The organism is Saccharothrix sabaoui (assembly GCF_051756985.1).
Lineage (GTDB): Bacteria > Actinomycetota > Actinomycetes > Mycobacteriales > Pseudonocardiaceae > Actinosynnema.
In genome coordinates this window covers 39283-66017 of the sequence record NZ_JBPKJK010000019.1, presented here as the reverse complement: position 1 = coordinate 66017, position 26735 = coordinate 39283, and the positions used below count along the sequence as shown (strand labels likewise).

Genomic DNA, 26735 nt, shown 5'->3' with positions numbered 1-26735 from the left:
GCTCACCTCTTGCGACCCACCCCGGCGAAGATCCCGGCCCGGTCGGCGTCCTCCTCGGCCGCGCCCTCCTCCGGCCGCCACCGGGGCAGCGGCACGATCCCGGGCTCGACGACGTCGAAACCGGCGAACAGCGCCGTGATCTCCTCGTGCGTGCGCGGGAACACCGGGTTGGCGCTGCGGCGCATCACCTCGACGACCCGGGCCGTCTCCTCGGGCTGGAGGTCCGCCGTGAACTGGGAGAACGCGAAGAAGCTGCCGGGGACGACGGCGTCGCGGTAGGCGGCGACCACCCCCGCCGGGTCCTTCTCCGGCGGCACGAAGTGGAAGACGCCCACGGCCAGCACGCCGAGCGGTTCGGCGAAGTCGACCAGGCCGGTGCCGCGCGCGGCATCCAGCACGGCGTCCGGGTCGGTCAGGTCCTCCTGGAGGATCGTGGCCCGCTCGTCGTCCTCGAGGATCATCCGGCTGTGCGCGACGGCCACGTCCTCGAAGTCCACGTAGACCACGCGGCACGCCGGGTCGGCCCGCTGCGCGATCTCGTGCACGTTGCCCACGGTCGGGATGCCGGAGCCGAGGTCGAGGAACTGCCGCACGCCCGCGCCGACCAGGTGCAGCACGGCGCGGCGCAGGAACGAGCGGTTGAGCCGGGCGATCGTGCGGGCGTTCGGCTGCGCCCGGACGAACCGCTCCGCCAGCTCGCGGTCGGCGGCGAAGTTGTGGCCGCCGCCGAGCAGGTAGTCGTACAGCCGGGCCGCGCTCGGCAGCTCGACGTCCACGTGGTCCGGGACCCAGCCCAGCCGTTGCGCCACCGCTCCCTCTCCCGTGTGCCGGTGTCCCCGCGGGGGCGAGGTTACCGACGTGCCCGACCCCTGGGCAGGGGCTGCGACCGCTTGTCCCCGATCGGCGTACAGGCGCGCCGGGGCACGACGACGGCGAGTACCACCGGCCGCGCCCGTGACCCGAGGTCCGCGGTGCGCGCGACGACCGGACCACGGCGGCGCTCCCCGGAAGGCCACCTGCCCTCACCTGAACAGGTGTCACCCGAGTGGAGGGGCGGCGTGTCCGCCCGGTGTGGTCGAGCCGGCGCCGGAGGGCGGCCGGAGGCACCCCCGACGCGGTGCCGGAACCCCCGCCGTCCCGAGGAGTGGACGCCGCGGCGTTGCCCCGGAGCACCGTTCCGACGCCGCCGCCACCCCGTCGCGCGACCGCCGGCGGGCCCCTCGGCGTCGAGCGCGGGGACGCCGGGGAGTCGGCCGGCAACCTGCTGAAACGAGCGCGCGCCCGGCCGGTCCGGTCCACTTCGGACGGCGCCCGCACGGCCCGTCCGACCGCCCGCCGCAGCGGTGCGGGACCGCCCCGCCGACCGGGTCGCCACCCCGTTGTCTCGGATTCCGATACAAGCCCAGGAAGTACCATTCGCGCATGTCAGACGAGGCACGCTTGCTCACGGACGTGGTCACCAGACTGCGTCGGGCACTGCGCACCAGCATCCGGTCGGAATGGCCGTGGGACTCCCTCCCGATGGCACAGGTCGAGCTCCTCCAGACGCTCGCCGAACGCCCGCCCATGCGCGTGGGCGACCTGGCCGCCGAGCTGCGCCTGGCGCCCAACACGGTCAGCGGCCTCGTCGGCCAGCTCATCGAGGGCGGCCTCGTCGAACGCGGCGGCGACCCGGCCGACCGGCGGGTGGCCCTGCTGTCGGTGACGCCCGGGGGGCACGAGCAGCTCGCCGTCTGGCAGGCCGCGCACGAGAAGCGCATCGGGTCCGCGCTGGACCGGCTGGAGCCGGGCGAGCGCGACGACGTGGTCCGCGCCCTCGCCGCCCTCGACCACCTGGTGGACCACCTGCGTGCCAGCTGAACGCCACGTGCTCGCGGCCGTCGCGCTGGGGGGCGGCCTCGGCGGCCTCGCCCGGTACGGCGCGTCCCTCGCCCTGCCCGGCCCCGTCGGCACGCTCGTCGTCAACGTCGTCGGCTGCGCCCTGATCGGCGTGCTGCTCGCCCTCGCGCCGCGCCTGCACCCGCTCGCCCGGCCGTTCCTCGGCGTCGGCGCGCTCGGCGGCTTCACCACGTTCTCCGCGTACGCCCTCGACGCGCTCCACCTCGACGGCCCGCCCGCGTTCGCCTACCTGCTCGGCACCCCGCTGCTCGCCTTCGCCGCCACCGGCCTGGCCGCCGCGCTCACCCGGCGGGCGCTCCGGTGACCGCGCTGCTCGTCTTCGCGGGGGCCGCGACCGGCGCCGTCCTGAGGTACCTGACCACCAGGCTGCTGCGCGGCGACTTCCCGTGGGCGGTCCTCGCGGTCAACGTCGTGGGCTCGTTCGCCCTGGGCTGCGTGGCCGGCTCGTCCCCGGCGCTGACCGCGCTGGTTGGCACCGGCCTGTGCGGCGGCCTGACGACCTACAGCACGTTCAGCCAGGACACGGTGACCCTCGTCGAGCAGGGCCGGTACCCGAAGGCCCTCGCGAACGCGGCCGCCAACCTCGTCGCGGGGGTGGCGGCGGCCGCGCTCGGCCACGCGCTCAGCCGGTAGGGGCGAGCCGCTCCAGCACGTCGGGCAGCTCGTCGGTGTGCACGACGCCCAGTCGCTGCGTGGCCCGGGTCAGCGCCACGTACAGGTCGCTCGCCCCGCGCGGCGACTCGGCGAGGATGCCCGCGGGGTCGACCACGAGCACCGAGTCGAACTCCAGGCCCTTCGCGTCCACCACGCCCAGCACGACGACCTGCGCGTCCAGGTCGTCCGAGGCGCCCGGCACGGCCTCGCGCAGCTCCCCGACCGACGCGGCGGGCACGATCACGGCGAGCTTGCCGTCCCCGATCGCGGTGATCTCCTTCTCCACCAGCGTCGGCAGGACCTCGGCGGGCGTCGGCACGCGCAGGCTCCACGGCGGGAAACCGCTGTCGCGCACCGAGGTCGGCGGCACCAGGTCGGGGTCGACGGAGGCCAGCACGTCCGCCGCCACCGCCATGATCTCCGACGGCGTCCGGTAGTTCACGGTCAGCTCGGTGAGCTTCCAGCGGTCCATCACGTACGGCGAGAGCACCTGGTCCCACGACGACGCGCCCGCGATGTCGCCGGTCTGCGCGATGTCGCCCACCACGGTCATCGACTTCGACGGGCAGCGCCGCATCAGCGTGCGCCAGGCCATCGCCGACAGCTCCTGCGCCTCGTCCACGATGACGTGCCCGAACGTCCACGTCCGGTCGGCCGCCGCGCGCTCGGCCGCGGTCTCGTAGCGCTCCGCGCCGTGCCGCTCGGCCAGCCGGTAGGCGTCGACCAGGTCGGTCGCCATGAGGATGTCCGGGTCGGCGTCGTCCTCCAGGTCGAGGATGTCCAGCACGCCCTGCGCGTAGTCGACGGCCTGCCGCCGCTGGCGCTCCGCGCGGGCCTTGGCCTCGGTGTCGTCCTCGCCGAGCAGCTCCGCGGCCTCGTCCAGCAGCGGCACGTCGGCGGGCGTCCACTCGGTGCCGCGCGGCCGGTGCAGCAGGGCGCGCTCGGCGGGGGAGAGCTTCGGGGTGGCCTTGGCGATCAGCTTCGGCGACGCGAACAGGTCCTCCAGCAGCTGCTGCGGCGACAGGGTCGGCCACAGCCGCTCGACGGTGGCCTGCACCTTCGGGTCCTCGCGCAGCTCGCGCCGGATGTCGTCCACGTCGGCCTGGTCGAGGAGGTGCCGCCCCAGCCGGGACACCGCCTGCGAGGCCAGCGCGGAGATGATCTCGCGCTGGAACGTCCGCCGCGCCTCGTTGTGCGGGCGGCGGGTGCGCCGGGCGCGGCCCCGGGCGTCGGAGATCGTGCGCCGGTCCAGCCGCAGCACGTCCTGGTCGAACGGCACCTCGACCAGGCTCGGCGCCTCCTGCCGGTCCTTGATCGCGTGCGCCACCACGTCCGCCATCTCCACGCGGCCCTTGAGGGCGGCCACCTCGGCGGGTTCGCGGCCGACCGCGGTGAGGCCGGGGAACAGCTCGCCCACCGTGGACAGCAGCACGCCGGTCTCGCCCAGCGACGGCAGCACCTGCCCGATGTAGCGCAGGAACGTCGCGTTCGGGCCGACCACCAGCACGCCGCGCTTCGCCAGCTGGCGGCGGTGCGTGTAGAGGAGGTAGGCGGCGCGGTGCAGCGCGACCGCCGTCTTGCCGGTACCCGGACCGCCCTGCACGACGACCACGCCGTTCAGCTCGGTGCGGATGATCCGGTCCTGCTCGGCCTGGATGGTGGCGACGATGTCGCCCATCTGCCCGGTGCGGCTCGCGTTCACCGCGGCCAGCAGGGTCGCCTCGCCGGTCAGGCCCTCCGACGGCCGGTTCGGGTCGACCGAGCTGATGTCGAGCAGCTCGTCGTCGAAGCCGACGACCTTGCGCTGCTTGGTCCGCAGGTGCCGCCGCCGGCGCACGCCGTCCGGTGCGGCGGCCGTGGCCAGGTAGAACGGGCGGGCGGCGGGCGCCCGCCAGTCCATCAGCAGCGGCTCGTACTCCTTGTCCTCGTCGAACAAGCCGATCCGGCCGATGTAGAAGCGGTCGTCGGTGTGGAAGTCGAGCCGGCCGAAGCACAGCCCGTTCTCCACCGCGCTGTACTGCGCGAGCTGGTCGGAGTACATGGCCACCGAGGTGTCCCGCTCGGAGCGCATCTGGTGGGTCCCGCCGGTTTGCCGAAGCGCGCCGGCCAGGCGCTTCGAGCTCTGTTCGCGGAGGTCGTCCAGCCTGCCGTACAGCATCGACACGTATTCCTGCTCCGACTCGGTTTCCGCGAGCCGGAGGTCATCGGAGGGGCTTGACAACGTGCCTCATTTCTGGATAGCGTGGTTTATCAGGCTGCGTCGCATTCGGCTGACAGCTCGTCGTGACGGTTTCCTGCGCTGGTCGCGCGCGCAGAACGTCTAATCTACTACACGCCCCTGCTCGTGGTGCAGGAACGACTTCACCAGCAGGTCGGCCAGGTGGGCGCGTTCGGCGGCGTCCAGTGCGGCGAACAACCGGTCCTCCACCTCTTCCGCGAGTTCCAGCCGGTGCCGCAGCGCCCGCTCGCCCGCGGCGGTCACGTGCACCGAGTAGCGCCGCCGGTCCCGGGCGTCGCGCAGCCGGGCGGCGAGGCCGAGCCGCTCCAGGTCGTCCACCAGGGTCACCAGGTCGCTCGCGTCCACGCCGAGCCGGTCGCTGATCTGCCGCTGCGAGGCGGGGCCGCCGTCCACGAGCTGCCAGAGCACGGCCACGTGGATGTGGCGGAGGCCGTCGTCGACCAGGTCGGCCGAGATGCGCCGGGCCCGCTTGGTGAGCTGGAGCATGAGGTAGCTCGGGTGTCGTCTCAGCCGCTCCACGCTCATGGGGGCAATCATATGAACCCCGCGTCGTCCGCTCGGGCGTCCGAGCGCGGCGGCACTTCGGCACGCCGGGTGAGGGCCGTGCCGCCCGACGAGGGGTGTGGTCGGGCACGCGGGTGAAATCGGGCACGGGCCCGTCGATCACCCGGCACGCTGTGGAGGTGTGAGGGAACAGCGCCAGGAGCTGGTGGGGCTCGCCCGTGCCGCGGTGGACCGCCCGAGGTGGCAGCTCGCGTTCACGGTCGTCGTGTCGGTCTGGTCGGGGGCGTGGGTGGTGGGCCAGGTGTCCGGCGCGCCGAGCCCGCTGGACGTGCTGCCGGCGCGCTGGGCGGGGCTGCCGACGGGGTGGCTCGACGCGGCGGCGGCGTGGTGCTCCGGGCGCACCGGTCCGCTGGCCGCGGTGGGCGGCCTGCTGTGGGCGATGACGAGCCCGCGGCGGCAGGCGTCGGCGCCCCTCGGCTGGCTCGCCGTGATGGCCGCCGCGCAGGACGTCGGGTACGACGCGGTGAAGTGGGCGCTGCTCGCGCTGGCGGTCTTCCTGGCCGTGATGGGCCTGGTGTCGATCCCCGGGCGGCGGGCGTTCGTGGTCGACCGGGTGGTGGTGATCCCGAAGGACGTGGCGCGCGCGGGTGCGACGGCGGTGGCGCTGTCCGCGGTCGTCCCGCTCGTCGCACCGGGCCTCGCGCTCGCCCGGTTGGTCGCCCCGTACCTCACCCGACCGCCGCGCCCCGCGCGGACGCCGATCGTCCGCGTCGCCTCCGCTGAACGGCCGCACCCGTTCGACACGGCCGGTGACCTGCCGGAACCGGTCCCGTCCCCGCGCGCGGCACGCTGAGCAGTCCGCCGATTCGCGGTCCGGCGCACCGTTGTGGGAAATTAGTTCTGCACCCCAACAATTACCGCCGCTTTCCGCAAGATTCGCGCCCGGGGGCAGTCCCGGACCGGTCGCGGCGGAGTAAAGCGAGTAGTACTCACATCACATTCCGGAATCGTCTGTTTGGGCTTACCGGTCCGTATCCATCAAGATGAGTGCGTGCATGAAAATCCCGCCGAAAACCGCTTAGCCAAGGTGATGCGGCGTCAGCCCGTTCAGCAGCGCGGGGCCGCCACGGTGACCGCGATTGTCGATGCCTGCGCGACGCTGCTCAACGACTACGACTACGACGACATCACCACCGCCCGGATCGTCGAGCTGGCAGGCGTGCCAATTGGATCGTTCTACCAATACTTCCCGGACAAGCGTTCTGTCGTGCACGCGTTGGCGCTGCGCGGCATGGAGGAGTACCTGGGGCGGGTGCAGACCCTGTTCACCGAGGGTCAGCTGGCCCCCACCTGGCGGGAAGCGGTGCAGCAGGTCGTCGCCGTCTACATGCGCATGCTGGTCGAGCTGCCGGGGTTCGGGCGGGTGCGGTTCAGCGACCTGCTCGACGGGCACCGCCTCGACTCCTCGGTCGACCAGTACGAGCTGATGGCCGAACGGCTCCGCGACCTGTTCCTCGGCCGGTTCGCGGTGCGCGGCGACGCGCCGGTGACGCTGACCTTCAGGATGGCCGCGCAGACCGCGGACTCCCTCTACAAGCTCGCCGAGCGCGTGGAGCCCGACGAGCGGCCGGTGGTCCTGCGGACCGCGGACGGCGTGATCCTGAAGATGCTCGCGGGAGTGTTCGACCCGGCGTGACTTGCCGCGCCGCCCCGGGTGGTGTGGGGTGGTGCGGTGAGCGACGACTTCGACGTGATCGTGATCGGCGGCGGCCCGGTGGGCGAGAACGCCGCTGCCCGCACCGCCGCGGGCGGCCTGCGCACCGCGCTGGTCGAGGCGGAACGGGTCGGCGGCGAGTGCTCGTACTGGGCGTGCATGCCGAGCAAGGCGCTGCTGCGCCCCGGTCACGCGCTCGCCGCCGCCCGCCGCGTGCCGGGCGTGCCGGTGGGCGACGCGCTCGACGCCGCCGCGGTGCTCAAGCGGCGCAACGGTTTCACCTCCGACTGGGACGACTCGGGCCAGGTCGCGTGGGCCGAGGGCGCCGGGCTGACCGTCGTGCGCGGGCACGGGCGCCTGGCCGGTGAGCGGCGGGTGTCCGTCGACGGCCGGGTGCTGACCGCGTCGCGCGCCGTCGTCGTGTGCACGGGCAGCGTGCCGCGCGTGCCGGACCTGCCGGGGCTGGGCTCGTACTGGACGTCGCGCGACGCGACCTCGGCGCAGGAGGTGCCCGCCTCGCTGGTGGTGCTGGGCGGCGGCGTCGTCGGCGTGGAGATGGCGCAGGCGTGGGCCCGCCTGGGGTCTTCGGTGACCCTGGTGGTGTCCGGTGCACGGCCGCTGCCGAAGTTCGAGGCGTTCGCGGGCGACCTCGTCGCCGAGGGGCTGCGCGAGGACGGCGTGCGCGTCGTCCTGGACGCGCGCGCGGTGCGGGTGTCCACAACGGACGGCGGCACCGGGTTGGAGCTGTCCACCGGCGAGACGGTGTCCGGCGCGCACCTGCTGGTCGCGACCGGCCGGCGGCCCGCGACCTTCGACCTGGGCGTGGAGGACCTCGGCTTCGAGGCGGGCGAGGCGCTCCCGGTCGACGACACCGGCCGGGTGTCCGGAGTGGACTGGTTGTACGCGGCGGGCGACGTCACGGGTCGCGCGCTGCTCACCCACCAGGGCAAGTACGCCGCCCGCGCGGTCGGTACCGCCATCGTGACCGGCGCGGTGGACCCCGAGCCGTGGACGGCCCCGGTCGCCACCGCCGACCACGCCGCCGTGCCGCAGGTGGTGTTCACCGACCCGGAGGTCGCGTTCGTCGGCCTCACCGAGGCGCAGGCGCGCGGGGCCGGGCTCGACGTGCGGGTCGTCGACCTGGACATCGCCGTGGCGGGCTCCTCGCTGCACGCCGACGGCTACCGGGGCAAGGCGCGGGTGGTCGTGGACGAGCGCAAGCGGACCCTCGTCGGCGTCACGTTCGCCGGGCCGGACGTGGCCGAGATGCTGCACGCGGCGACCATCGCGATCGTCGGCGAGGTGACCGTGGACCGGCTGTGGCACGCGGTCCCCGCCTACCCGACGATCAGCGAGGTGTGGCTGCGGCTGCTGGAGGCGTACGGCCTCTAGCCGGAACCCGCTGTCACCGCAGGGGAAGCGCGCATATTCACCCGAACGGCCACAGCGGGTACACCGTGGGTCATCACACCGTGGTCGGGCTGCGCCGACTGCCGTACGAGCCTTGCCGCCATCCTGCGTCTCTTCCGCAGAAGTGCGACCCAGCGTCATTACACTGCGCTGGTGACCCGAGGAACCGTGGCTCTCGCGATCGGCGCGGTGCTCTGGTGCGCCTTCGTCATCGCCACGACGTTCCTGCCCGGCGGCCCCTCTTGGGCGCCGATCGCGGTCCACCTGCCGGGGTTCCTCGTCGTGCCGGTCGTGCTGCACACGCTGCTGCGCGCGCGGTCGCACGCCCTGCTGTGCCTCGCCCACGTGCCGCAGCCGGTGCTGCTCACCGGGTTCGCGGTGGCGGTCGGCGGGTGGCTGTTCTCGCTGGGCGCGCTGGCGGGGAAGCCGGGCACGGAGTCGGTGAGCGCGGTGGCGGGCCTGGTGATCGTGCTGCACGTGGCGTTCGGGCTGATCGCCGTCGGCATGGCCCGGACGGGCCGGTAGGGCCCCTACTGCTGGACGGCGGGCAGCCGCAGCGCCTGCTCGGCGAGCCGGCCCAGCTCGGCGTCCGCCGCGTCCGAGTCGCCCTCGACCCACACCGCCTGGGCGATGCGCACCTGCGCGCCCTTCGCCACCGCGCGGATCGCGGAGCGGTCGAACGACGCGGGACCGCCCGGCCACCCCCTGCCCTCCTTGACCAGCGCGGTGACGCCGCCCGCGCCCGCCGCCGAGGCCACCGCGTGCAGCTCGACCGCGCGCGAGGCGTCGGGCAGGCTCAGCTCGGCGAGCGCGACGCCGACCTTGCGGCCGTCCACCGAGGTCTCGTACTGGGCGCGCCGCAGCTGCATGCACACGTGCCCGCCCAGCCACGCCCGGACGTCGCCGAACGCGTGCGCGGCGCAGTCCTCGGCGCGGTCCGCGCCGCGCGGCGAGAAGCTGCGGCCGTCGACGACGACCGTGGTCGGCTGCGGCGTCCGGTCGGCGGGCCCGCTGTGCTCGGCGGCGTCGCCCGACGACAGCGTGACGACGAGGCCCGCGACCAGCAGCGCGACGACCACGACGGCGGCCGCGTAGGGCAGCCACCGGCGGCGCGGCGAGGCCGGCGCGATCCTCGGCAGCAGCATGGTGCTCGCCGAGGCGAGGTCGGCGGCGGCGTCGGAGAAGCCCTCGGCGACCAGGTCGCGGCGCGCGGGCGGCACGCCGGTCGGCGCGAGCACGGCGAGGAGCTTGGCCGCGTGGTCGGCCGAGCAGGGCCGGTCGCTGGTGGCCAGCTCGCGCGCGGCGGCCAGCAGGGTGGTGGGCTTGGGGTGCAGCACGCGCACGCCCCGGTTGAGGTCCGCGGACGGCTGCACGACGTGGCCGACGTACGGGCCGACGGCCACCACGGTGGTCACCGGCAGCGGCTCGCCGCGCATGTCCTGGATGCGCTTGGCGACGGCGGTGGTCGCGGCCAGGGCCTCGCCGGCCGGGCTGAGCACGCCGTCCGTGCGGGTCAGCTGCCAGCCGTCGATCGTCCACGGGCCGTTGAGCGGCGCCTCCAGGCGCACCGCCGGGTCGGGCAGGTCGACGCCGACCACCACGAGCACCCCGCGCGGCAGCACGACGACGGCGTCCAGCTCGCGCGGGCAGTCCGGGGGGCGCACGCCGAGCAGCGCGACGCCGCCGAGGACCGCGCCGCCCGTGCCCCACGTGCTCAGGGCGGCGCGCACGTCCGCGCCGACCGCGGACGGTTCGCTCCCGAGCCGGATCAGCCGCACAAGACCACACCGTTCCACACGGGCGGACACGGTAGCGCCGCAGGGGGCCGGCCGGCTGCGCGCGGACCGGGTGTCGGCCGTCCGTGACGGCCGTCACCGGGCGCCCGGTGATCACGCGGGCGTGTCGGGACGATCTCGGAAGGTGACCCCCGACGCCCCCGGAAGGGGCGCGGTGTCCGCGATTTAGGGTCGAAAGTCCTGTATCCGCACCGCCCGCACGAGGAACGGGCTGGTTCTTCTGGCGGACCGCCGCCGCACCGGGCAGAATGGCCGGGTCGGGAATTCACGAGATCACCACTGTTCTCGAGAGGTCGTAGGGGAAGACGTCCCTCGTCGAGTAGCGGAGGTCAGCTGTGAGCACCCGTGGCAGCACCAGTGGCGTGGTCTACGTCCACTCGTCGCCGTCTGCGGTCTGTCCGCACGTCGAGTGGGCTATCTCGGGCACCCTCGGTGAGCGAGCGGACCTCAAGTGGGCGGCGCAGCCCGCCGCACCAGGGCAGTTGCGCGCCGAATGCAACTGGACCGGCGACGCCGGCACCGGGGCCAGACTCGTGTCCGCCCTCAGGGCGTGGCCGATGCTCAGGTTCGAGGTGACGGAGGACCCGAGTCCGGGCGTGGACGGCGTGCGGTACTGCTTCGTGCCCGTGCTGGGCCTGTGGCACGCCCGCACGAGCGCCAACGGCGACATCGTCGTGTCCGAGGACCAGTTGCGCGCCCTGGCGGCGCGCAGCCGCGGTGGCGAGTCGTTCGCGCACGGCGTGGACGAGATCCTCGGCGCCGCCTGGGACGACGCGCTGGAGCCCTTCCGGCGCGCGGGGGACGGCGCCCCGGTCACCTGGCTGCACCGCGTCGGGTGAGCCGCCGGCTCGCGGCACCGCTCGCCCGGTGCCGCGAGGCCGGTCGTCCCCGCCCCGGCGGGACCCGTCCGGAGCAGCGCGCCCCCGGCCTTCCGGTCCTCTGTGGACGGAACGGCGGCTAGCCGGCCGCCGGTGCGGGCTGCCAGGCCGCCATCAGGTCCCGGTAGAGCGGCGAGGAGGCCATCAGCTCGTCGTGGCCGCCCAGCAGCGGCGGGCCGCCGTCCATCACCAGCACCCGCTCCGCCCGCAGCGCCGACGACAGCCGGTGCGCGATCACCACCAGCGTGCCGCCGCGCTCCGCGAAGGCCCGCTCCACCACGGCCTCCGCCGCCGGGTCCAGCGACGACGTCGCCTCGTCCAGGATCACCACGTCGGCCGCCGACGCGTGCACCCGCGCGGCGGCCAGCAGCTGCGCCTCGCCGGCCGACAGCCCGCCGCCCGCGTGCCCGACCTGGCCGGACAGCCCGCCCAGCCGGGCCAGCACGTCGGCGGCGCCGACCGCGGACACCGCCTCCAGCAGCGCGGCGTCCGACGCGTCCGGCGCGAGCAGCGCGAGGTTCTCCCGCACCGTGCCGGTGAACAGGTACGTCTCCTGCGGCACCAGGGCGATCCGCCGGTGCCGCACCTCCGCCACCACCGACCGCACGGGCGCGCCGCCGAAGAGGACCTCGCCCCCCTGCTGTTCGACGAGGCCGGTCACCAGGCCCGCCAGCGTCGACTTGCCGATGCCGCTCGGCCCCACCACCGCGAGGTGCGACCCCTCCGGCAGCACCAGGTCCAGCGAGCGCACTACGGGTTCGGCGCCGGCGCCCCAGCCGAACGTGACGCCGCGCAGCTCCACGGCGTGCCCGGCGGGTTCGGCGTCACCGCCCACCACCCGGGGCGGGGGGGCGGCCTCGGCCAGCCGCCGCAGCGCCACCACCAGCCGCAGCACCACCGTGCTCGTCGTGTCCGCCAACCGCCGCAGCGCGGGCTGCACGCTCGTGCTCAGGTACACGACCGCGGCCAGCACCCCGCCCGCCGTCAGCTCGCCCGAGCGCACCATGCCCGGCGCGACGACCAGCAGCAGCACCAGCGGCGCGAACCCGCCGAGCGCGATCACCACGCCGCGCAGCGCCGTCGACCACGCCATCCGCACGGTCGCCGCCGCCTGCCGGTCGACCTGCTCCACCACGTCGGCCAGCGCGTGCCGCGCGCCGTCGACCGCCACCACGTCCCGCACGCCCAGGAACACCGTGCCGGCCACCGTCGCGGCGGTCTCGTCGGCCATGACCAGCCGCCGCTGGCGGCGCGCCAGGGACGGCAGCAGCAGGCCGAACAGCACCAGCGCCGCCACCACCGGCAGCACCACGAGCCAGGCCAGGGACGACACCGTCGCGGCCAGCCCGACCAGCGCCGCCGTCGTCGTCACCAGCAGCGCGCGGGCCTGCACCAGCACGCCCGCGGTCGCGTCGCGCACCACCTCGACGTGCCGGGTGATCCGGGCGACGGCGCTCGCGTCCGGCTGCCGCGCGTGCGTGCCGCCGTGCAGGACGCCGCGCACCACCTGGCGCACCAGCGCGTCCCGCAGCGGCTCGACCACCGCGCCCAACCGGGTGAACACCTGCCGCAGCCCGAACCCGCCGAGCACCGCCAGCGCCGCGAACGCCAGCAGCCAGCCGACGCCCACCCACGGGCGCCCCGCCGCGAACCCGCGGTCCACGGCGAGCCCGACGAGCCGCCCGCCCAGCAGCGCCGGCACGCCCTCCAGCACCGACCAGCCGAGCAGCACCGCGATGCCGCGCCGCTGCTCGCGCAACGCCCGCAGGTAGGTCATCCGAACACCGCCCGGTACTCGTCGTCGTCCCACAGGTCCCGGTGGGCGCCCGTCGCGCGCACCCGACCGCCGTCCAGCCACACCACCAGGTCGGCCCGCCGCGCGGTCGACGCCCGGTGCGTCACCACGAACCGCGTCCGCCCCGGCAGCGCCGTCTCCACCGCCGTCTCCACGGCGTTCTCCGTCACCACGTCCAGGCTCGCCGTCGCGTCGTCCAGCACCAGCACCGCCGGGTCGCGGACGAACGCGCGGGCCAGGCCCAGCCGCTGCGCCTCGCCGCCGGACATCGGCGCGTCCGGCACCGGCGTCGCGTAGCCGGCGGGCAGCCGCACCACCACGTCGTGCACCTGGGCGGCGCGGCACGCGGCCTCCACCGCGCCGTCGTCGAGGTCCGTGCCGTAGCGGACCGCGTCGGCGACCGTCGCGCCGACCAGCGCGGGCCGCTCGAAGGCGTAGCCGACCGACCCGCCGCGCCGCACCTCGCCCGAGGACGGCGCGGCCAGCCCGCCGACCACCGCGGCCAGCGCCGACTTGCCCGCGCCCGACCGGCCCACCACGGCGACGAACGCGCCCGCCGGCACGGTCAGGTCCACGTCGTGCAGCGCGCCCGGCACGCAGACCCCGCGCAGCGACACCTCGCCGGGCGGCGCCGAGCCCGGCGGCCCGGCGGCCGGGACGGGCGTGTCGAGCACCTCCTCCAGGCGCGCCGCGGACGCCCGCGCCCGTTGCAGGGCGGTCAGCAGGGCGGTCTGCCCGACCACCGTCATCCCCAGCGCCACGTACCCGAGCGCGGCCAGCACGTCGCCGACGCTCAACCGGCCCGCGACCACGCCGAACCCGGCGGCGGTCAGCACGGCCAGCTCCACGGCGGGCAGCAGCAGCCCGGCCCGCCAGATCATCCGCGCCTGGGTGCGCCACATGCCGACGCCGGCGCCCGCCAGCCTCGGCAGGGGCCGCAGCACCCGCTCGGCCTCCTGGTCGGCGCGACCGGAGGCGGCGATCGTGCGCAGCCCGCCCACCGCGTCCACGAGCCGCGCGGACAGCTCGCCGGACACCTCCTGGTAGGTCGCCACGTCCTCGGCGGTCAGCCGCAGGTGCGAGCGCACCAGCAGCGCCGCCAGCGGCACGCTCAGCAGGAACACCGCGGCCAGCCGCCAGTCCAGCAGCGCCAGCGCGACGACCGCGCCGACCGCCGTGAACACCGAGATGCCCAGGTTCACCGCGAGCACCGGGACGCCGCCCGCGATGGCGCAGTCGCCGGTCACCCGGCTCACCGCGTCGCCCGCCTCGAACCGCGCGGGGTGCCCGATCGCCAGCAGGTGCCCGGTCAGCCTGGCCCGCAGCCACGCCGCGCCGCGCGCGGTGATCGAGGCCGCCAGCACCACGCCGATCGCGTCGCCCACGAGCTCCACGCCCGCCAGGCCGGCCAGCCGCAGCACCGTGCCGCCGTCGAGCCGCCCGGCCAGCGCCGCGTCCACCGCGGCGGCCAGCGCGGTCGGCAGCAGCAGCCCCGCCGCGGTGGCCAGCAGCGCGTTGAGCGCCAGCAGCAGCCAGCGCGGGTCGCGGCGCACGACCGAGGACAGCAGCATCCGGGTCTCCTTGGGAGGGCGCATCATGTGTGCGGGGGCCCGACGGCGCGAACCGTCGGACCCCCGCGGAGGAGAAGTCCGGTGAGCGGCGCACTTCGCCTGCGCCGCTCACCGGGCACCACGTGGTGGCGTGATCAGCAGAGGATCAGGCTCACGGTGGAGTGGCTGCACGGGAGCAGCAGCGAGGCGTTGGACGCCGTGGTCGAGCCGCCGCCGCTGCTGCCGCCGCTGGCCATCGCGTTGGACTGGGCCTCGGGGGTCTCGAGGTCCTGCATGTCGAGGATGAAGTCCATGACTTGCTCCTTGCTCTCGGGAGTTCGGGGACAGGGGTGGTGCTACCGACCCGCGAGGGCCGGGGCTGTGAGGAACGGCAGCACGGGGGTGCCGTCCAGTGCGGAGCCGAGCGCCAGCAGGACGCCCGCGCCGCCGGTGGCGAGGTCCATCGACAACCGGCGCAGCTGGATGCCGGGGAACGCCAGGCCCTCCTCGTAGGGCACGGCGTGCCACGCCAGCGCGGCCAGGTGCCGGTCCAGGGCGGTCCGCGAGCCGCCCGCGTGGGCGAGCGTGGCCAGCAGGCCCGCCCGGCCCAGCATCAGCGCCGGGTGGATCACGAACTCGCCGGTCGTGCCCGCGACCAGCTCGGGCAGCCGCTCGACGACGGGCAGGCCCGGCGCGGCGAGGCGGAACTCGTTGAGCACCAGCGCGATGCCGGCGCTGCCCACGCCCACGTAGGGCAGGGTGCGGAAGTTGCCGTCGCGGACCTGGGTGGAGCCGTCCAGCGCGGTCATCGTCTCGGCCAGGTCCCGTTCCAGCGCCCGCACGCCCGCGTCGAGCCAGCGGTCGTCGCCGGTGCGCTGGTGCAGCCGCAGGAAGAGCAGCGCCGGGCCGGACCACCCGTGCTCCAACCCGGCGCGGGCCTTCGGGCCGGGCGGCTCGGCGGAGGCGAGCGCCGCGTCCAGCCGTTCGCCCAGCTCCAGGGCCTGCGCGGCGAACGAGTCGTCGTCGCGGGTGGTCGCGAAGTGCAGCAGGTTGAGGCCGATGCCGGAGAGGCCGGCGCTGTAGCCGTGGTCCTCGGTGTCGGGCAGCACCTGCGCGTAGGAGCGGACCAGCTCGCCCGCCAGGTCGTGGTGGCCGAGGTTCTCCAGCACGTGCGCGACGCCGTGCGCGCCGGTGAGGAAACCGGGCTCCTTCGGCGGCTCGCGGCGCACCGCGTCCAGCAGCCAGCGCTCGTGCTCGGGGAACCGGCCCTCGCCGGTGACGTCGAGGGCGTGCAGCACGCCCGCCGCGCCGTAGGCGAACCCGGTGCCGCCGACCTCGAACTGCTCCACGTCGCCGGGGAACAGCCGGTCGCGGCGCTCCGGCGTGGCCGAGGCGAGGACGGCCGCGGCGATCATCTTGCGCACCACGGGCCAGTCCGGCTCGGGCACGTCCAGCGCGGTCGACGCGGGCCCGGCGGGGGCGCCCACCCGCGGCGCGAGCCCGTCGAGGATCTTCGCGCAGTACTCGTCGGGCAGGCCGAACCGCCGCCTGGCGAACTCCACGTGCGAGGCCAGCTTCACCGGCGACAGCTCGACCACGGCGTTGAGCGGCAGGAACACGTACAGCCGCAGCGCGGCCAGCGCGTGCTCGTCGATCTCGAACCCGGTGCGGTCCGGCGGGGCCTGGAAGCCGGGCGCGCCGAGCGTCGGCCGACCACCGGTTTCCACGCCGAACGCGAGCTCGAAGTCGATGAGCGACACCGAGTCGTCGTCGTCCACGAGCACGTTGAGCGGGTGCAGGTCGCAGAACACCACACCGCGCCCGTGCACCTGCTCCACGATGCGCTCGACCTCGGCGACGACCCGCAGCGCCCGCGCGGTGTACGCGGTGATCGCCTCGTCGGTCACCTCGTGGTGGGTGAGCGGGTAGTTGTGGCCGAGCCACTGGCCCAGCGGCACCCCGGGCACCTTGCCCATCGCGACGAACTCGTGCTCCCACGCCGTGAAGTGCTCGTGCACCTCCGGCACGCCCGGGATGCCCGCGACGCGGGTGAGGACCTCGTGCTCGCGGCGCAGCCTGGCCACCGCGTCCACGTTCTCCCGGTCCAGGCCGGCGTGCGGCCGGGCCTCCTTGAGCACGACCGGCCGGCCGTCGGACTTGCGCTCCGCCTCGTACACGCCGCCGCCGTTGGAGAAGTGCAGCGAGGAGGTGACCCGGTACGGGAACGAGTCGGCGTCGCCGGCGCGGCGCGCGGCCAGGTGCTCCTCCAGGCACGCCGGGAGGGCCACCCACTCCGGCGTCCAGAACGTCGGCTTGCGCTGGTCGGGCACGAGCGCCCCGTCCGGGCCCTTGATGGCCAGCACGCGCTTGCCGTCCCGCTCCAGCCACTGCTCGACGAACCCGCCGTAGCGGACGAACAGGGGGCCCGAGCCGTAGCGCAGGTCGCTGAGGATGTACGCGCCGGGCTGCCCGGCCAGGATTTCCGACAACTCGGCGAGGACGATCCCCAACTGGTCGTCGTCGGCCGGGTAGATCGTGATGAGCTTGCCGCTGCCCTCGCGCGGGGCGTACTTCGAGTTGCGCGCCAGCACGATCGACCGCGTGCGCAGGTATTTGAACGGGATGCGCCGCGCGGTCAGGTACCCGAAGGACTTCAGCAGCACTTCGCCCGCGTTCACCACGGTCGCCGAGACGTGGATCTTCCAGCCCTGTTCGGGCAGCTCCACGCCGTCCGGGTGCAGGTGGCGCCAGATGTTGCGGTCGCCCTGCGACCAGCCCGGGGGCAGCTCGGGGAGCGCCCGTGAGAAATCGTCGTCGGCGGTTTCCGCGTGGCTTTGCACGTCGTAGAACAGACGGTCCGCGAAGCAGTAAGCCTCGTAGCGGAGATCCACCGGAATTCGCCTCCCGGACGTTTCGTGAAGGTTTCTTCGACCGGCATATTCCCGCACGCTTGTCACCAGAGTGCCAATCCACCAGATCGGGGAGGTCGTGCGTCCGTTCGTGAAGGTCACTTCGGGCGCAGATGAACTGCGGGTGTCCATAGGGTGTCCAGGAACACCCGGACGCCATGTTTAGCTCTGGCCGGGTGAGTCGGCGCGGTGGTGCCGTCGCTAAACGGCACGCTCGCGTTCAAATGTCCGCCCGGCGTCCTACCAGGCGTTTCGAGGTGGTCCCGACTGAATCGCGGTGATCGTCACCGATCTTTGCGGAATGCTCCCAACGGGGGACGTCCGCGCAATTCCCGGGCTTGATCCGCCGATGGGGTGCGCGTGCTGCGGGAAATGTCCATCGGACTCGGACGGAGATCCGCACCGTCGCGTCCCAAACCGCAGAACGGGGGGTTCGCGCTGCGACGTCCGGGTGACGCCGGGAACCGTCGGCGCGGTGTGGCAGGCTCGGGACGTGTCCTGGCGCCTGCTGCTCCCCCTGGTACTCGTGGTCGCCGCCGCGACCGCCGGCGTCGGCGCGGCGGCGCGCGAGGTGTACCAGCGGCCCGAGGTCGTGCCGGCCGACCAGGTCGCCGCGCCCGGCACCGGGAGCTCCGGGCCGGTCCCGCGCAGCGCCCAGCCCGGCAGCGGCACCGTCCAGCTCAGCGTGGACGCCTACCAGCACCCCGAGGGCGAGCACGTCCGCGAGGTGCTCCAGCGGTTCTTCGACTCGATCAACAACCACGACTACGAGCAGTGGACGAGGACCGTCACCGCCCGGCGGGTCGGCGCGACGCTCCGCCCGCGCTGGACGGCGGACTACGAGACCTCCGCCGACGGCTCGATCCTCGTGCACCGCATCGAGTCGGGCGGCCCGGCCAGGCTGCGCGTGATGATGGCGTTCACCAGCACCCAGGACGTCACCAGCGCGCCCCTCGACCTCCCGGCGGACTGCATCAAGTGGCGCGTGGTGTACCCGCTGGCGCGGGAGGGCGGCGCGTGGCGCGTCGACCTGGGCACCGAGGGCTCCTCGTCCCAGTACGAGGCGTGCTGACCCCCGTCCGGCCCGCCCGGCCCCGGGCACGGCGATGGGGTCGCCCCCCGACGTGAGCGACCCCATCGACACCTGTGTTCCCCGCGCGCGGGCTCCCTAGAGCGGGATGTTGCCGTGCGCGCCCCGGCCGGCGGGCGCCGCCGCCAGGGCCTGCGCCAGCTTGCGCCGGGTCTTCGTGGGCTCCACGACCTCGTCCACCACGCCGATCGCGATGGCCCGGTCCACGCCGCCCGCGATGCGCTCGTGCTCCTCGACGAGCTTCGCGTGCAGCGCCTCGCGCTCCTCGTCCGGCACCGCCGCGAGCTTCTTGCGGTGCAGGATGCCGACCGCGGCCTTGGCGCCCATCACGGCCACCTCGGCGATCGGCCACGCGAACACCGCCGTCGCGCCCAGCGAGCGCGAGTTCATCGCGATGTACGCGCCGCCGTACGACTTGCGGGTCACCAGGGTCACCCGCGGCACCACGGCCTCGCCGAACGCGTGCAGCAGCTTCGCGCCGCGCCGCACCACGCCGTCCCACTCCTGGCCGACGCCCGGCAGGTAGCCCGGCACGTCCACCAGCACCAGCAGCGGCACGCCGAACGCGTCGCACATCCGCACGAACCGCGCCGCCTTCTCCGCCGACAGCGAGTCCAGGCAGCCGCCCTTGCGGATCGGGTTGTTCGCGATCACGCCGACCGTGCGCCCGCCGAGCCGGCCGAGGCCGACCACGACGTTCGGCGCCCACTTGGCCTGCAACTCCTCGAACGAGCCCTCGTCGAGGATCGCGTTGACCAGCGGCTTCACGTCGTAGGCCCGCTGCGGCTGCTCCGGCAGCAGCGCCCGCAGGTCGTCCCCGTCCGGCACCGAGTGCAGGTCGAACACGCCCGGCTGGGCGAACAGGCCGGTGATCCGGCGGGCACGGGCGTAGGCGTCCGGCTCGTCGGAGGCGATGACGTGCACCACGCCCGACTTGCGGCCGTGCGCCTCCGCGCCGCCCAGGCCGTCCATGTCGATCTGCTCGCCGGTCACCGAGCGCACCACGTCCGGGCCGGTCACGAAGACCTTGCCGGCCGGGGCCATGATCACCACGTCGGTCAGCGCGGGCCCGTAGGCGCCGCCGCCGGCCGCCGGGCCGACCACCACGGAGATCTGCGGCACCCGGCCGGACGCGCGGATCATCGCGGCGAACATCTGGCCCATGCCGTCGAGCGACTCCACGCCCTCCGGCAGCCGGGCGCCACCCGAGTGCCACACGCCGATCACCGGGGTGCGCTCGCGCACCGCGGTGTCGATCGCCTCCACGATGTGCCTGCACCCCTCGGACCCCAGCGCGCCGCCCATCCGGGTGGCGTCGCTGCAGTAGGCCACGACCTTCGCGCCGTTGACCCGGCCGCGCACGGCGAACATGCCGCTGCCGTCGCGGGGCCTCAACGGGGCGATGGAACCGGGGTCCAGCAGTTGCGCGAGCCTGACCTCCGGGTCGCGCGGGTCGGGTTCACCGTCCGCCTCCGGGTTCGCCGGTCGGGACGCAAGGGCAGTCATCGTGGTGCTCCTCGTGGATCAGCTCTGGTGGGCCGGCTCAGGCTTGGGTGAAGACGAGCGAGACGTTGTGCCCGCCGAAGCCGAACGAGTTGTTGACCGCCGCGACGAGGTCCACCTTGCGCGGCTCGCCGGTGACGACCTCCAGCTCGACCCGCGGGTCCTGGTCCTGGAGGTTCAGCGTCGGCGGCACGATGCCGTCGCGGACCGACAGCAGCGTGGTGATCGCCTCCACCGCGCCCGAGGCGCCCAGCAGGTGCCCGTGGTGGCCCTTCGGCGCGGTCAGCACCGGGTGGTCGCCGATCGCCCGGCGCACGGCCAGCGGCTCGATCACGTCGCCCACCGGGGTGGACGTCGCGTGGCAGTTCACGTGGCCCACGTCCGCCTTGTCGACGCCCGCCGTGCGGATCGCCGCCGCGATGGCGCGCGACTGGCCGATGCCCTCCGGGTCGGCCGCCGTGATGTGGTGGCCGTCGGAGCTGGTGCCGACGCCCGCGAGCTTGCCGTAGACCCGCGCGCCGCGGGCCCGGGCGAAGTCCTCGCGCTCCAGCACCAGGATGCCCGCGCCCTCGCCGAGCACGAACCCGTCCCGGTTGACGTCGAACGGTCGCGACGCGGCCGTCGGGTCGTCGTTGCGGGTGCTCATGGTCCGGGCCTGGATGAAGCCCGCCATGGTGATCGTGGTGATGCACGCCTCGGCGCCACCGGCCACGACCACGTCCGCCTCGCCGGACTTCAGCATCCGCCACGCCCAGGCCAGCGCCTCGGCGCCGGACGCGCAGGCCGACACCGGCGCGTGCACGCCCGCGCGGGCCTTCAGGTCCAGGCCCACGTGCGCGGCCGGGCCGTTGGGCATGAGCATGGGCACGGTCAGCGGCGAGACCTTGCGCAGGCCGGACTGCTCGATGAGGTCGTCCTGGTCCAGCAGCGTCATCGCGCCGCCGATGCCGGTGCCGATCACGACGCCCAGCCGTTCCAGGTCGACGTCGCCCTCGGCGATCCCCGCGTCGGCCCACGCCTGGCGGGCGGCCACCACGGCCACCTGCTCGCAGCGGTCCAGCCTGCGGGCCTCGACGCGGGGCAGCACCTCGGTCGGCTCGACCGCGAGCGGCGCGCCGATCTTGACGGGCAGGTCGAAGCGCTCCACGAAGCCGGCCGTCAGCGTGCGGACGCCGCTGCGCCCGGCCAGGAGAGCGTCCCAGGTGGAGGCGACGTCGCCACCGAGCGGGGTGGTGGCACCCAGCCCGGTGACGACGACGTCGTTGCTACCACTCATGCGTTGCTGGCGATGTAGTTGACCGCATCGCCCACGGTCTTGAGGTTGGCCAGCTCGTCGTCCGGGATCTTCACGCCGAACTTGTCCTCGGCCTGCACGGCGATCTCCACCATGGACAGCGAGTCGATGTCCAGGTCGTCCACAAAGGACTTGTCAGCCGTCACGTCGGCCGCCTCGACACCGGCGACCTCCTCGACGATCTCGGCGAGCCCCTTCTGGATGTCCACGTTGCTCACTGAAAAACCCTTCTTTCGTGCTCGGCCCGGCTGGTTTGCCCACCGGAGTTCTGGTTAGCGGTCACGGCAGCCGGACGACCTGACCGGCGTAGGACAGGCCGGCCCCGAAGCCGACGAGCAGCGCCACGTCACCGCTGCGCACCTCACCCGCCGCGCGCATGTGGTCCAGCGCGAGCGGGATCGACGCCGACGAGGTGTTGCCGGAGTCCACGATGTCACGGGCGATCACGAGGTCCTCGCGCGCACCCTTGGCGCGCAACCGCTTCGCGATGGCCTCGACGATCCGCAGGTTCGCCTGGTGCGGCACGAAGACGTCGACGTCCGACGGCTCCAGGCCCGCCACCTCGATCGCCCTCAGCGCGATCGGGGCGATCTGCGTGGTCGCCCAGCGGAAGACCGACTGGCCCTCCTGGAAGATGGACGAGTCGCGGTCGGCCACCTGGATCATGTCCGCCAGGTCGCCCGCGCTGCCCCACGTCACCGGGCCGATGCCCGGCTCGTCGGACGGGCCGACGACCGCCGCGCCCGCGCCGTCGGCGAAGATGATCGCGGTGGACCGGTCGTTCGGGTCCACCCAGTCGGTGAGCTTCTCCGCGCCGATGACCAGCACGTTCCGCGCGGTGCCCGCCCGGACCAGGTCCGAGGCGGTGCCCAGCGCGTAGCAGAAGCCGGCGCACGCGGCGTTCAGGTCGAACGCGGGCGCGGCCTTCACGCCGATCCGGTCGGCGACCTGCGCCGCCGCGTTCGGGATCTGGGACGGCATGGTGCAGGTGGCCACGATGACCGCGCCGATGTCGGACGGGGCGAGCCCGGCGTCCGCGACGGCCTTGGCGCCCGCCTCGACCGCCATGTCGGTCAGCTTCTCGTCGGGCTTGGCCACCCGGCGGTTGGCGATGCCGACGCGGTCGCGGATCCACTCGTCGGAGGTGTCCATGCGCTGCGCGAGGTCGTGGTTGCTGACCACGGTGTCCGGCTGGTAGCTGCCCAGGCCGGTGATGCGGGTGCCGACCGGGCCGGTGGGGAGGGAGAAGGTGGTCACCGCGACGCACCCGCTCCGGCCGACGCACCCGAGGGGGTCAGCAGTTCCACGACCTGGTCGAGCTGTGCGGGGGTCTTGAGGCCCAACGTCGGGGTGCCCTTCAGTTCGCGCTTGGCCAGGCCGGTCAACGCGCCCGCGGGCGGCAGTTCCACCACCGCGGTCACGCCGCGACCGGCCAGGGTTGCCTGGCAGGCGTCCCACCGCACCGGGCGGGTCACCTGGGAGATCAGTCGGCCCAGCACCTCGGCGCCGTCGGTCAGCACGGCCCCGTCGGCGTTGGACAGCAGCGGCAGCACCGGGTCGGTGGCGGTGATGCCGGCGGCCTCGGCGCGCAGCGCCTCCTCGGCGGACGCCATGTACCGCGTGTGGAACGCGCCCGCCACCTGGAGCCGGCGGACCTTCGCCCGACCGGGCGGTTCCGCCACCAGGGCGTCGAGGGCGTCGAGCGGGCCCGCGGCGACGACCTGGCCCGCGCCGTTGCGGTTCGCGCCGACGAGGCCCAGCTCGTCCAGGCGGGCCAGCACCTCGTCCTCCTCGCCGCCGAGCACCGCGACCATGCCGGTGGGGGTCCGCGCGCAGGCGGCGGCCATCTCGGCGCCGCGCACGGCGGCCAGCGCGACCGCGTCGTCGGCGCTCAGCACGCCCGCGACGGCGGCGGCGGCCAGCTCGCCGACGGAGTGGCCCGCGACGACGGTGTCGGCGGGCAGCTCGACGCGTCGGCGCAGCTCCTCGTGGGCCAGCAGCGCCAGCGCCACGACGAGCGGCTGGGTGATCGCGGTGTCCTTGATCTCCTCCGCGTCGGCGGTGGTGCCCAGGCGCTCCAGGTCCAGGCCGGTCGCCGCGGACCACGCCGCGACGCGCTCACGTGCCCCGTCGAGGTCGAGCCACGGGGTGAGCATGCCGGGTGTCTGGGACCCCTGTCCGGGGGCGAGGAGCGCGATCACCCGCTCACTGAACACTCTGCGGGCCGTTCGGGGGCATGCCGCCACGGACGAAACCCGGGACCCAGCGTTGTGGGGTTCCTACAAATGTGACTCGGAGATGACCGTCCAACGACGTCGCGTGTTGTATATGAAGACGCATACCACCCCAAATGGGATGTGCGTTTCCGATCACACCCGGTCGGGGGTCACCACAACCCGCGAGCGCGGGCCAGGCGCCCCACGGACAGGGCGATGCGCAGCACCAGCGCGTCACGGGGGTCGTTGGCGTTGCGCCCCGTGAGCTCGGTCGCGCGCCGCAGCCGGTAACGCACCGTGTTCGGGTGCACGAACAGCTTCCGCGCGCACGCCTCCAGCACGCCGCCCACCTCCAGGAAGGTGTCCACGGTCTCCAGCAGCGCGCCGCTCGCCTCCTCCAGGGGCCGCGCCACCCGGTCCACCAGCTGCCACTCGGCCTCCGGGTCGCCCGCCAGCGCCCGCTCCGGCAGCAGGTCGAGCGACCGCACCGGGCGGGGCGCCGCGGGCCAGCCCACCACCGCCCGCAGCCCGGACAGCGCGTCGCTCGCGCTGCGGTGCGAGTCGGCCAGGCTCGTCACCGTCGGCCCCGCCACCACCGGCCCAGGGCCGAACGCCTCGGACACGCGGGCCAGCGCGTCGGCCCGCTCGGTCTCCCCGCCCAGCACCACCACCAGCCGCGAGCCCTGCACGCTCAGCAGCACCGGCCGGCCGATCCGCGCGGCCCGGCTGCGCACCTCGAAGACCACCGCGGGCGGGTCGTCCGACGGCGGGTTGCCCACCAGCACGGTCGCCTCCGCCGCCGGGTCCCAGCCCAGCGCGGTGGCCCGGGAGAGCAGCGACTCCTCGGCGTCGCCGCGGACGATGCCGTCCACGACCAGCGCCTCCAACCGGGCGTCCCACGCGCCGCGCGCCTCGGCCGCCGCCGCGTACGAGGTGGCCGCGGAGAACGCGATCTCCCGCCCGTAGCGCAGCACGCCCTCGCTGAGCAGGGCGCGCTCGGCGTCGTTCCCGGCGAGCTGCGGGAGCTGCCGCTCGAACAGCTCCAGCGCGATCCGCACCAGCTCCACGGTCTGCCGCAGGCTCACCCACCGCGAGATGTCCTTCGGCGCGGCCCGGAACGCCTCGGCGGTCAGCCTGATCGCCTGCTGCGGGTCGTCCAGCCACGACACGAACCCGGCCACGCCGTTCTGGATCAGCAGCAGCACGCCCGCGCGCTGGTCGGCGGGCATCCGCCGGAACCACGGCAGGCGCTCCTCCATCTCGGCCACGCTCGCCGCGGCCAGGTCGCCCGACGCCCGGCGCAGGGTTCGCAACGTGGCCCGCGACAGCGCGGTGGGACTGCTCATGCGCCCACGATCGCACGCCGGCCGGGACCGCCCACGAAGGAGTGACTCGCCCTGACGGCGCACGCCGGCGGTCCTACGTTCGGTGGCAACCGGACCGGTGAGCGAAAGGGGTGTTCCCGTGCGCAGGTACGTGTCAGTCGGAGTGGTGGTCGCCGCGGTCCTGGCGACGACCGTGGTGCCGTCGTTCGGGACACCGTCGGGGACACCGGAGCCGCCGGGCGCGGCGGCCCCCGACCCGCTCGCCGAGTTCCACGCGCAGCGGCCGACGTGGTCGCCGTGCGAGCAGGTGCTGGAGTGCGCCGAGGTCGTGCTGCCGCTCGACTACCGCAACCCGCGCGGGGAGCGCATCTCGCTGGTGGTCAGCCGCAGCCGGGCGACGGAGCCCGCGCGGCGGCGCGGCGTGCTCGTGGTCAACCCCGGCGGACCGGGCGGCTCCGGCCTGGCCATGCCCGCCTACCTGCTCAGGACCGAGCTGGCGCGCGCCTACGACATCATCGGCTTCGACCCGCGCGGCGTGGGCGGCTCGACCGCGCTGAACTGCCGCACCGTCCCGTCGATCGCCTCGGTCGACAGCCGCCCGGGGGACGGCGAGTTCCCCAAGTGGGCCGCCGAGGCGCGTGCCGCCGAGGACGCCTGCCGCGAGGCCGCGGGCGGCATCCGGCCGTTCGTCAACACCCCGAACACGGCCCGGGACGTGGACGTCATCCGGGCCGTGCTGGGCGAGGAGAAGATCAACTACCTCGGGTACTCGTACGGCACCTACCTGGGCGCGGTCTACGGCACGCTGTTCCCGGACCGGCTCGACCGCAGCGTGCTCGACTCGGCCGTGCACCCGGAGTGGATCTGGCGCGAGCAGTTCCGCGCCCAGGCGGTCGCCCTGCGGCGCAACGTCGAGGCGTGGGCGGGCTGGGTGGCCGGGCACCACGACCGCTTCGGGCTCGGCACGACCGCGGAGCAGGTGCTCGTCGGCCTGGAGGGCGTGGCCGAGTCCCTCGCCGCCACCCCGGCGGGCGTGCAGGCGCGCACCCACTTCGACGCCGCGGTCGGCGTCGGCACCCGCTACCGTCCACTGTGGGCGGACATGGCCGACTCGGTCGCGCGGCTCAAGGCGGGCGAGCCGGCCGCGGCCATCGAGCCGATGACCCGCAGCGCCGAGGACGACCTCGTGTCCGGCGTGTTCACCACGGTGCTCTGCGAGGCCGACTGGCCGACCGACCTGGAGACCTACTACGAGGACATGCGCGTCTTCCGCGACCGCTACCCGTACGGCTTCGGCGTGGTGCGCGCGGCACCGATGAACTGCACGTTCCGCAGCTTCACCCCGCCCGAGCGGCCGGTGCGCCTCCACCGCGACGGCTACCCGGTGGGCGTGGTCGTGCAGGCCGAGGGCGACACGCAGACCCAGTACGAGAGCGGCCCGGCGATGGCCGAGGCCCTGCGGCACAACCTCGTCACCGTCGTCGACGAGGGCCGGCACGGCATCTACGGCACCGGCAACGCCTGCGTGAACCGGGTCGTCGACCGCTACCTGCTCGACGGCGTGCTGCCGGCCAGCAGCTCCACCTGCCCGGGTGCCCCGCGACCGGACCCGGCCGCCGCCGTGGCGCCGCAGCACGCCCAGGACTACCTCGACGCGCTCGCGCTGGGCCCCGCCCGCCGCTGATCGGACGAGGCCCCACGCGAAAACCCCCGGCGCGAGAACCTCGCGCCGGGGGTTTCCCTCTCCCCGGTCCCCACCGGTGACTCCACTCTGGACCGTTCCGGCGGAAAACGCCACGTCAGTCACTCTTTCGTGCCACCACTTCAGGTTGCCGGGTGAACGTGACCGGACGCGTTCCCGGAACGGACGACCGGAGGCCGGTCCCGGCACTCCCGGTCACGTGACGCGTCCGACCGTGTGGTTTTCCCCGCCGGGGGAACAGGCACGCCCCCGGCGGT

24 protein-coding genes are annotated in these 26735 nt (G+C 74.5%); 10 read left to right on the top strand and 14 right to left on the bottom strand.

Translation table 11 applies throughout. From position 1 onward, the window contains the following. Positions 1-2 precede the first annotated feature (2 nt). The gene (locus ACR807_RS08660) at positions 3-809 is read right to left on the bottom strand and encodes an SAM-dependent methyltransferase (protein ID WP_438920689.1); all 807 of its coding nucleotides are present in this window, start codon (positions 807-809) and stop codon (positions 3-5) included. A 613-nt stretch (positions 810-1422) separates the two neighbouring features. Between ACR807_RS08660 and ACR807_RS08655 the strand changes: the two genes are divergently transcribed. The 3 genes from ACR807_RS08655 to crcB are packed head-to-tail and all read left to right on the top strand — an operon-like array spanning position 1423 to position 2532. Beyond that, positions 1423-1860, top strand: a complete 438-nt coding sequence (locus ACR807_RS08655) for a MarR family winged helix-turn-helix transcriptional regulator (protein WP_438920688.1) — start codon at positions 1423-1425, stop codon at positions 1858-1860. After that, complete coding sequence (locus tag ACR807_RS08650) at positions 1850-2203, top strand: fluoride efflux transporter FluC (RefSeq protein WP_438920687.1); 354 nt, start codon at positions 1850-1852, stop codon at positions 2201-2203. The genes ACR807_RS08655 and ACR807_RS08650 overlap by 11 nt, the downstream gene beginning before the upstream one ends. Further along, complete coding sequence (crcB, locus tag ACR807_RS08645; protein ID WP_438920686.1) at positions 2200-2532, top strand: fluoride efflux transporter CrcB; 333 nt, start codon at positions 2200-2202, stop codon at positions 2530-2532. Before ACR807_RS08650 ends, crcB begins: the two co-directional genes overlap by 4 nt. On the opposite strand, the gene ACR807_RS08640 is transcribed toward crcB, so the two are convergent. After that, on the bottom strand, positions 2522-4774 hold the full coding sequence (locus ACR807_RS08640; protein ID WP_438920685.1) for a HelD family protein: 2253 nt from the start codon (positions 4772-4774) through the stop codon (positions 2522-2524). The two genes, crcB and ACR807_RS08640, sit on opposite strands and share 11 nt — an antisense overlap. 99 nt (positions 4775-4873) lie before the next feature. Then, positions 4874-5317, bottom strand: coding sequence for a MarR family winged helix-turn-helix transcriptional regulator (locus tag ACR807_RS08635; protein WP_438920684.1), 444 nt, complete (start codon positions 5315-5317; stop codon positions 4874-4876). 160 nt (positions 5318-5477) lie between these two features. On the opposite strand from ACR807_RS08635, the gene ACR807_RS08630 reads away from it, so the two are divergent. The 4 genes from ACR807_RS08630 to ACR807_RS08615 all read left to right on the top strand — a co-directional run bounded on the left by ACR807_RS08630 (position 5478) and on the right by ACR807_RS08615 (position 8945). Beyond that, on the top strand, positions 5478-6149 hold the full coding sequence (locus tag ACR807_RS08630; protein WP_438920683.1) for a hypothetical protein: 672 nt from the start codon (positions 5478-5480) through the stop codon (positions 6147-6149). Between the two features lie 276 nt (positions 6150-6425). Then, the gene (locus tag ACR807_RS08625) at positions 6426-6992 is read left to right on the top strand and encodes a TetR/AcrR family transcriptional regulator (protein ID WP_438920682.1); all 567 of its coding nucleotides are present in this window, start codon (positions 6426-6428) and stop codon (positions 6990-6992) included. A gap of 54 nt (positions 6993-7046) precedes the next feature. After that, on the top strand, positions 7047-8402 hold the full coding sequence (locus tag ACR807_RS08620; RefSeq protein WP_438920711.1) for a dihydrolipoyl dehydrogenase family protein: 1356 nt from the start codon (positions 7047-7049) through the stop codon (positions 8400-8402). Positions 8403-8573: 171 nt separating this feature from the next. Continuing rightward, positions 8574-8945: a hypothetical protein gene (locus ACR807_RS08615; RefSeq protein WP_438920681.1), complete on the top strand. Its 372-nt coding sequence runs from the start codon at positions 8574-8576 to the stop codon at positions 8943-8945. A gap of 5 nt (positions 8946-8950) precedes the next feature. Here ACR807_RS08615 and ACR807_RS08610 read toward each other — a convergent pair whose 3' ends face one another. Continuing rightward, positions 8951-10198, bottom strand: coding sequence for a hypothetical protein (locus tag ACR807_RS08610; RefSeq protein WP_438920680.1), 1248 nt, complete (start codon positions 10196-10198; stop codon positions 8951-8953). Positions 10199-10551: 353 nt separating this feature from the next. Here ACR807_RS08610 and ACR807_RS08605 point away from each other — a divergent pair, with 353 nt between their 5' ends. Then, positions 10552-11055 (top strand): DUF3145 domain-containing protein, encoded by a 504-nt coding sequence (locus tag ACR807_RS08605; protein ID WP_438920679.1) that lies wholly within the window; start codon positions 10552-10554, stop codon positions 11053-11055. A 118-nt stretch (positions 11056-11173) separates the two neighbouring features. Here ACR807_RS08605 and ACR807_RS08600 read toward each other — a convergent pair whose 3' ends face one another. From ACR807_RS08600 to lanKC, 4 genes are all read right to left on the bottom strand, one after another. Then, complete coding sequence (locus ACR807_RS08600; protein ID WP_438920678.1) at positions 11174-12871, bottom strand: ABC transporter ATP-binding protein; 1698 nt, start codon at positions 12869-12871, stop codon at positions 11174-11176. Then, entirely contained in the window at positions 12868-14460 is a 1593-nt protein-coding gene (locus tag ACR807_RS08595) for an ABC transporter ATP-binding protein (protein ID WP_438920677.1), read from the bottom strand. Before ACR807_RS08595 ends, ACR807_RS08600 begins: the two co-directional genes overlap by 4 nt. Positions 14461-14594: 134 nt before the next feature. After that, on the bottom strand, positions 14595-14753 hold the full coding sequence (locus ACR807_RS08590) for a SapB/AmfS family lanthipeptide (protein ID WP_438920676.1): 159 nt from the start codon (positions 14751-14753) through the stop codon (positions 14595-14597). A 42-nt stretch (positions 14754-14795) separates the two neighbouring features. Further along, positions 14796-17330, bottom strand: a complete 2535-nt coding sequence (lanKC, locus tag ACR807_RS08585; protein ID WP_438920675.1) for a class III lanthionine synthetase LanKC — start codon at positions 17328-17330, stop codon at positions 14796-14798. Between the two features lie 511 nt (positions 17331-17841). Here lanKC and ACR807_RS08580 point away from each other — a divergent pair. Then, positions 17842-18420, top strand: coding sequence for a hypothetical protein (locus ACR807_RS08580; protein WP_438920674.1), 579 nt, complete (start codon positions 17842-17844; stop codon positions 18418-18420). A gap of 96 nt (positions 18421-18516) precedes the next feature. Here ACR807_RS08580 and ACR807_RS08575 read toward each other — a convergent pair whose 3' ends face one another. From ACR807_RS08575 to ACR807_RS08550, 6 genes are all read right to left on the bottom strand, one after another. Continuing rightward, a complete protein-coding gene (locus ACR807_RS08575; RefSeq protein ID WP_438920673.1) occupies positions 18517-19944 on the bottom strand; it encodes an acyl-CoA carboxylase subunit beta in 1428 nt (475 codons plus the stop codon). Between the two features lie 37 nt (positions 19945-19981). Next, complete coding sequence (locus ACR807_RS08570) at positions 19982-21217, bottom strand: beta-ketoacyl-[acyl-carrier-protein] synthase family protein (protein WP_438920672.1); 1236 nt, start codon at positions 21215-21217, stop codon at positions 19982-19984. Continuing rightward, positions 21214-21453, bottom strand: a complete 240-nt coding sequence (locus ACR807_RS08565; RefSeq protein WP_438920671.1) for an acyl carrier protein — start codon at positions 21451-21453, stop codon at positions 21214-21216. Before ACR807_RS08565 ends, ACR807_RS08570 begins: the two co-directional genes overlap by 4 nt. Positions 21454-21514: 61 nt before the next feature. Then, positions 21515-22492, bottom strand: coding sequence for a beta-ketoacyl-ACP synthase III (locus ACR807_RS08560; RefSeq protein WP_438920670.1), 978 nt, complete (start codon positions 22490-22492; stop codon positions 21515-21517). Next, a complete protein-coding gene (locus ACR807_RS08555; RefSeq protein WP_438920669.1) occupies positions 22489-23451 on the bottom strand; it encodes an ACP S-malonyltransferase in 963 nt (320 codons plus the stop codon). Before ACR807_RS08555 ends, ACR807_RS08560 begins: the two co-directional genes overlap by 4 nt. A 170-nt stretch (positions 23452-23621) precedes the next feature. Then, positions 23622-24797 carry a PucR family transcriptional regulator gene (locus tag ACR807_RS08550; protein ID WP_438920668.1) on the bottom strand — a complete coding sequence of 392 codons (1176 nt, stop codon included), beginning with the start codon at positions 24795-24797 and terminating at the stop codon, positions 23622-23624. Positions 24798-24915: 118 nt separating this feature from the next. Here ACR807_RS08550 and ACR807_RS08545 point away from each other — a divergent pair, with 118 nt between their 5' ends. Continuing rightward, positions 24916-26460 carry an alpha/beta fold hydrolase gene (locus ACR807_RS08545; protein ID WP_438920667.1) on the top strand — a complete coding sequence of 515 codons (1545 nt, stop codon included), beginning with the start codon at positions 24916-24918 and terminating at the stop codon, positions 26458-26460. Positions 26461-26735 lie beyond the last annotated feature (275 nt).

Bases quoted from the DNA above. Each gene is read 5' to 3' on its own strand.
- ACR807_RS08655 (WP_438920688.1), top strand. From the start codon at position 1,423: ATGTCAGACGAGGCACGCTTGCTCACGGACGTGGTCACCAGACTGCGT.
- ACR807_RS08635 (WP_438920684.1), bottom strand. From the start codon at position 5,317: ATGAGCGTGGAGCGGCTGAGACGACACCCGAGCTACCTCATGCTCCAG.
- ACR807_RS08600 (WP_438920678.1), bottom strand. From the start codon at position 12,871: ATGACCTACCTGCGGGCGTTGCGCGAGCAGCGGCGCGGCATCGCGGTG.
- ACR807_RS08595 (WP_438920677.1), bottom strand. From the start codon at position 14,460: ATGCTGCTGTCCTCGGTCGTGCGCCGCGACCCGCGCTGGCTGCTGCTG.
- ACR807_RS08590 (WP_438920676.1), bottom strand. From the start codon at position 14,753: ATGGACTTCATCCTCGACATGCAGGACCTCGAGACCCCCGAGGCCCAG.
- ACR807_RS08575 (WP_438920673.1), bottom strand. From the start codon at position 19,944: ATGACTGCCCTTGCGTCCCGACCGGCGAACCCGGAGGCGGACGGTGAA.
- ACR807_RS08570 (WP_438920672.1), bottom strand. From the start codon at position 21,217: ATGAGTGGTAGCAACGACGTCGTCGTCACCGGGCTGGGTGCCACCACC.
- ACR807_RS08550 (WP_438920668.1), bottom strand. From the start codon at position 24,797: ATGAGCAGTCCCACCGCGCTGTCGCGGGCCACGTTGCGAACCCTGCGC.